General features: G+C 44.0%; 5 protein-coding genes. All 5 read right to left on the reverse strand.

What is annotated here, in order from left to right:
- The coding region (locus JF818_RS14975) for an RNA-binding domain-containing protein (protein ID WP_198892808.1) at positions 1-1,481 on the reverse strand (1,481 nt) is incomplete at its 3' end.
- A 24-nt stretch (positions 1,482-1,505) separates the two neighbouring features.
- The gene (locus JF818_RS14980) at positions 1,506-1,733 is read right to left on the reverse strand and encodes a helix-turn-helix domain-containing protein (protein ID WP_198892810.1); all 228 of its coding nucleotides are present in this window, start codon (positions 1,731-1,733) and stop codon (positions 1,506-1,508) included.
- 225 nt (positions 1,734-1,958) lie between these two features.
- The gene (locus tag JF818_RS14985) at positions 1,959-3,086 is read right to left on the reverse strand and encodes a hypothetical protein (RefSeq protein ID WP_198892812.1); all 1,128 of its coding nucleotides are present in this window, start codon (positions 3,084-3,086) and stop codon (positions 1,959-1,961) included.
- Between the two features lie 325 nt (positions 3,087-3,411).
- Positions 3,412-4,878: an FAD-dependent oxidoreductase gene (locus tag JF818_RS14990; protein WP_198892814.1), complete on the reverse strand. Its 1,467-nt coding sequence runs from the start codon at positions 4,876-4,878 to the stop codon at positions 3,412-3,414.
- Positions 4,875-5,003, reverse strand: coding sequence for an FAD-dependent oxidoreductase (locus tag JF818_RS14995; RefSeq protein ID WP_198892816.1), 129 nt, complete (start codon positions 5,001-5,003; stop codon positions 4,875-4,877). Before JF818_RS14995 ends, JF818_RS14990 begins: the two co-directional genes overlap by 4 nt.
- Positions 5,004-5,254: the final 251 nt, after the last annotated feature.

The following is a 5,254-nucleotide window of genomic DNA, read 5'->3' on the forward strand; positions in this document are numbered from 1 at the left end:
GAAAGCGAGATGAGACGTAGGGTAATATGCGGGGTGACAGCCAACATGTCAGGCAGAATCAGATCAAAAGTGTCATCGAGAATGACACGCAAAATGACATCCAAAATGTCATCCAAAGTGTCAACCAAAGTGTCATCGAAAGTGTCATCCAAAGTGACATCCAAAGTGTCATGCAAAGTGTCAACCAAAGTGTCATCCAAAGTGTCATCCAAAGTGTCATCCAAAGTGTCATCCAAAGTGTCATCCAAAGTGTCATCATGAGACTTTGGAACTTTAGTAGGACCAACCACAACGGTAGAGGCCTCATGTAAAGGCACGATAATCCTGAACACATCTCCTTCAGTAAAAACCGGTTCTGCTCCACTATATAACTTTGTATACTTATAGGTATTTCGCATCCCAGAACCCAACTCATCAGCTAAACCAACTTCGCGAAATACTTTTGAAATTGGAGGATTCTTAGGGAAAGGTTCGAATGATGAAGGATCCAAATTCCCGAATCCATGTGAACGATTGCTGTTTTCGGTATAAATACGATCTTTCTCAATCACCAACTTTGCCACATAGGCATTAGCATAATTCCTATGAGCCAAAGAGTTGGAAACAATCTCTCGAAGTATCTTATCTCTTGCACTGATGCTTTGCATACCTTCGGTAACAAATAGATCATTTAAATGCTTTTGCCCAAAGGCAATCAATCGATCATAACTTTCAAATAGGTTTGTGATTATTACATCTCTATCATCATAGCGATCTGTGTTGAAAACTCGAAATATGGCATCAGTCTTATGATGGGCTAGAGCTGACACGATCAAGGCATCTGGTCCAAATAAGAGGATTGCAGCAAGGGTGATCCCTTCGTTCCCTGTTGAGGTATCCGTAAGAATAAGTCCAGCACTCCGAAGCATTTCCAGATCAGTCATATATTGCCAAGGATGTTTTGGCGTACGCATACCGGACATATTGCGTGCTCGGTCTATCAAGTCATGACGTAGATCTGTGACAGAGAATATTGGAAACACCTTATTTACATAATATGTATCTTGTTTCCTTGCATATAACTGATAAACAAGACCTTCATTATCAGTGATATCTAGGTCGGAATCATAATTCCTATCAAAGATTCTTCCACGACAACGACAAACACTTTGTGAACGAGGCACTTGTATATATATAACTGTCTTCCCTTTAAATTCATAATCTATTGGATTGATATAGAGAGGAGGGTTCAACTTGTTCCTGTTGTTGATTACAGTCACAAAATTCTTTTTCATCTGATCAACACAGTCTGTATTTACGCCAATAATATCACCGCTGTCCTTTACACCCAGAAAGATATGACCTCCCTCTCTGTTTGAAAAAGAACAGACAGTCTCATAGACATCTGAAGTTATTTCTGTTGTGGATTTTTTGAACTCCACAGTAAGACTTTCACCCTGTTTAATCAAAGAAAGTAAGGTATCTGGTAAAACCATAATCATATCCTTTGCCAGTGTCGAATACACCTATTGCTCATTGGTTTCCGGCTTATAGTCAAATTCCAAATGGTGATGGGTACAATAATTTTTGATAACACTTAGTGTCATCTTGTTGGGCATTGTTCTTCCATTCTCCCACCGGTTCACTGTTGCATAGCTGACATCTAGTTCTGCCGCAAGATCTTGTTGAGAAATTCGTAAAGCCGTTCGAATATTCAGGATTGCTTTTGCAAAATCCATAACATTTCTACTCATATTGCATATTATAGCATATGTTATGTACAAAAAAAACTGGCAACAGTGACTATTCCATCAGTTATTGGACATGATTACAAGACTTTTGATGGTAATCCGAGGCAATCTAGTTTTGGGATCTGCACCAGAAAGCACTTGGGTTATCAAGACCCAACATGGACTTCACCAGCCTAGCTCTTACCTGACGGAATAGCCTCATGCTCTTAGTTGAGACGTGTAAAACCCTCAACCACCAATCGGACGTAGCACAGGAATCGGCTGCCAAGTGATAAAGGGAGTGACCCTTCGCTTGTACCGGCCAAGTTCCTTGTAATGCATTACCTCAAATACATCCTCATCCTTCCTGAATCGTTGGTTTGCACGATGGAACCAAACATATTCAGGTATGATTCCAATATTATCCTGGGCAAGGAGTCTTTTTCTGACAGACTCAGGATTTGTAATCGTAATCGGAAGACCTGCCTCATGGATAGCAAGCAACATACGCAATGTCTCTTCCATTCTCCCCAGCGATTCTCCACTCAATTGGATGACATACCCCTCTTCCCTGTACATTGAGCGGTACACAGCGAGAGAAATGTGTGTGGTATTTCCTCCTCGTTTAATCTCCCATGGGTGTCCTCCCATGGACCGCAAGGGGTGTTTATTGTCAATCCAATCGGCAAATTCCTCCGGGGAGTCTCCATCAATCTTGAGCAGACCCTCATCACGGCCATCAGCAAATTGACGATATAGTTCCCTACCTGATAGGGAGGCATCTATTACTTCATCGTCCCTCTTGGCTGCAAGATATGCAATTTTGCAGTAAGCAAAGTACTCGTTGGCGGTGAATGTTTTCACTTCTGCATCTGCCTGCTTATGGAAATAGAGAGATTCAACAAGGTCCACTATTTTCTTCTTCTTGTCCAAACCAATTGCTTCATCTAGACGATAGGCATCCGGAAAGGCCGATCGAATGACCGCATGAGGAGCAATCCCCTGTCGTAATTCCAGGGGATACTCTCTCTGAATACGCTTATTCGTTGCAACCCAATCCTTTTTAACCAGCTTCAACCAAGCACGGGCAGCATTCAGATAGGTGATCCAAACTTTGGTATCCGGATACTCACCCGGTATCTCCAGAGGCTTGATATCACTACGGTCTTCGAACTCGTAGCCACCCTGCTTGCCACTCATATCAAAGAGAGCGATATGTTTACGATAGGAAACAACTCTGATCAGGTGCCAAGAACCATTCTGGTCAGGAAACGGTATCTCCCAGATATGATCAAGAGCACTTATTGAGTAATGAAATGACTGAATTTCGTCAACAAAACAGAGAATCATATGGTCAAGCGTTGCCTTTTCATCCATGGGCAATTACTCCTTTACAAGGAAATGTATGTAAGAATAACTCTACCCTCTTGCATGTATAATGATATGTCAACCTTATTTATATACAAGAACAAAGATTGGTGATTTATATGCAATCCTATAATACCATATCCAAACAGCTCTACTTTCATAGAGCAAGTCCTCTTGGTCTCGTGTATGGATAAAAACACATTTCCAATTATTCGTCATGGCAGCATGCAGGCTTACCCTGCCCAGGGAGCATCTCTGTTTCTCAGAGTTTGTCTGCTACTGCTCATATGTAAATAAAAAGGAGATCCCTAGGATTTGAACAATCAGATCATGCTCATCTGGTATGCACCAAGTCTGCGGCCATCCTTGCGGTCATGATACACGTAGGAAGACCAGCCGGGCTGACCGTCCACTGCCCTGCACGATAGACATCAGGGATGGGGGTAAGAACAGCCTTCTTCATATTGAGCATACCAGCCTCTATGGGAATATCCTGTTCAAATGACCAGCCGACAATAGCGCCTTCACTGCTGTGAATATTTCGCTCAATACTCAGAGGGCTCGCGGTAAAGGAGAAAAGAATATGTTCTTCCAGCTCTGGATAGACCGACTCAGAAAGGGAGGCAATCATCATCTCCTTGATACGGCTTTCAAACTCCTCATACCAACGGCCTTCTTCAATCCTTCGTGTAAGTTCGTAGTCAAAGAGGAAACTTATGATGAGTCCACTCTTTCCCTCTGGTGCCGCACTGCTGTCATTAAGCACAGGAATGGAAATCTCATACGTATTCAAGTGACAGAATGCAGAGAGCCAGGTATAGAAGGCTTCCCTGTCCAGATCCTCCCATCCTTCCAGTATGGCAGCAAGCTCAGAGTGGTTGAGTTCCCCAAGGCCTTGCTTTGACGGGGTATAGAAGAAATGTCCCTCTGAAATTCCTGCAAAGTACGAAGGGGGCAAGTCCACTGCAAGGAAGAGGGTAAATACTGACTCCGCCCCATGGCTAGAGAGCACCTTCTCCTGCTCTCTGGCAATTCCACTCTTCTCCTCCTCAGTAAAACCCTCGAAGCAGACCATCCGGTAGAGATGTTTAAGATCGGCACACCAGATAAGTTTATCGTAGCTGTACTCATTCCCCTTCCCATCGGTGAGCGTCTTACCGAATGCATCCACATGAGTCACCTCAGTCTCCGTCCTCACCTCTGAGCCAAGTGCCAAGAGGCGCTCAGTCAAAGCCTTGGGAATACTGCCCACCCCTCCCTTTGGATAGAAGTAATCAGGATAGAGGGAGAAGTAACTCATGGCGAAGAAGGCAGGAGTCTTTTTGAAGAAGTGCTGGGAGACAATGTCGATGAGGGCTTTATTCTCAAGAAGGCCAGAAAGGAACTGCTCCATCGGCATTCTCATGCGCATAATTGCTGCCCCGGTTGCGAGGAAGCGCATAAACCAGAGAGGGAACGTAGTGAGATAGTAAGGAAGATTTCGCTTTGCATCCTTGAAGAATGGACTGTCACTCCCAAAGAGAACCTGCATATACACATCGAACTTTCCAATGACCTTGATGACCTTATCTACATCATCCCTGCTCTCAGGATAGAGCTCCAGAAGAAGATTCCTATAGGCTTCCAAGCTATCCTTGGAATTTGCATTGATGATCTTATCCTCAACCCCGAGAGAAACATTGCTTGGCAGAAGAGGAAGATCAATCTCCAGCTCCTGTAGCATGGGCTTGAGCATGCCGGCATTCTCCAGGGCTCTCACTCCCCCATCGAAGAGGAACCCCTCTCGAGTGAATGAGTTCACCAGCCCTCCAGGTACCTCCCCTTCTCCAGAAGCAAGACAGAGTGTCCTCTCATGGCGAGGGAGGTTGCTGCAGTCAGTCCAGAAATTCCTGCACCAACGATGATGATACCTCTATGTTCAGCCATCTGGGAGTACCCCCTATGAACAAGTACTGGTAATGGAAACCAGTATACCATGGTAGATTCCAATTTGGGGTATTGGTTGTTGGAAACAATTTTCCTGTGCTTGGTAGATCAGTCAGGTCAATGAAAGAAAAAATGAAGTTTCAGGTTTCTTGCTAGCTACACTGCCTAATATGGAAAAGTTGGGTGGAATCTGTTACTACTTTCCCATCCCCTTTCAGCTTCCAGGAGGATTGTATGAAATGCTATGAAAC

The sequence above is a fragment of the Sphaerochaeta sp. S2 genome, assembly GCF_016406725.1.
Classification (GTDB): Bacteria; Spirochaetota; Spirochaetia; order Sphaerochaetales; family Sphaerochaetaceae; genus Sphaerochaeta.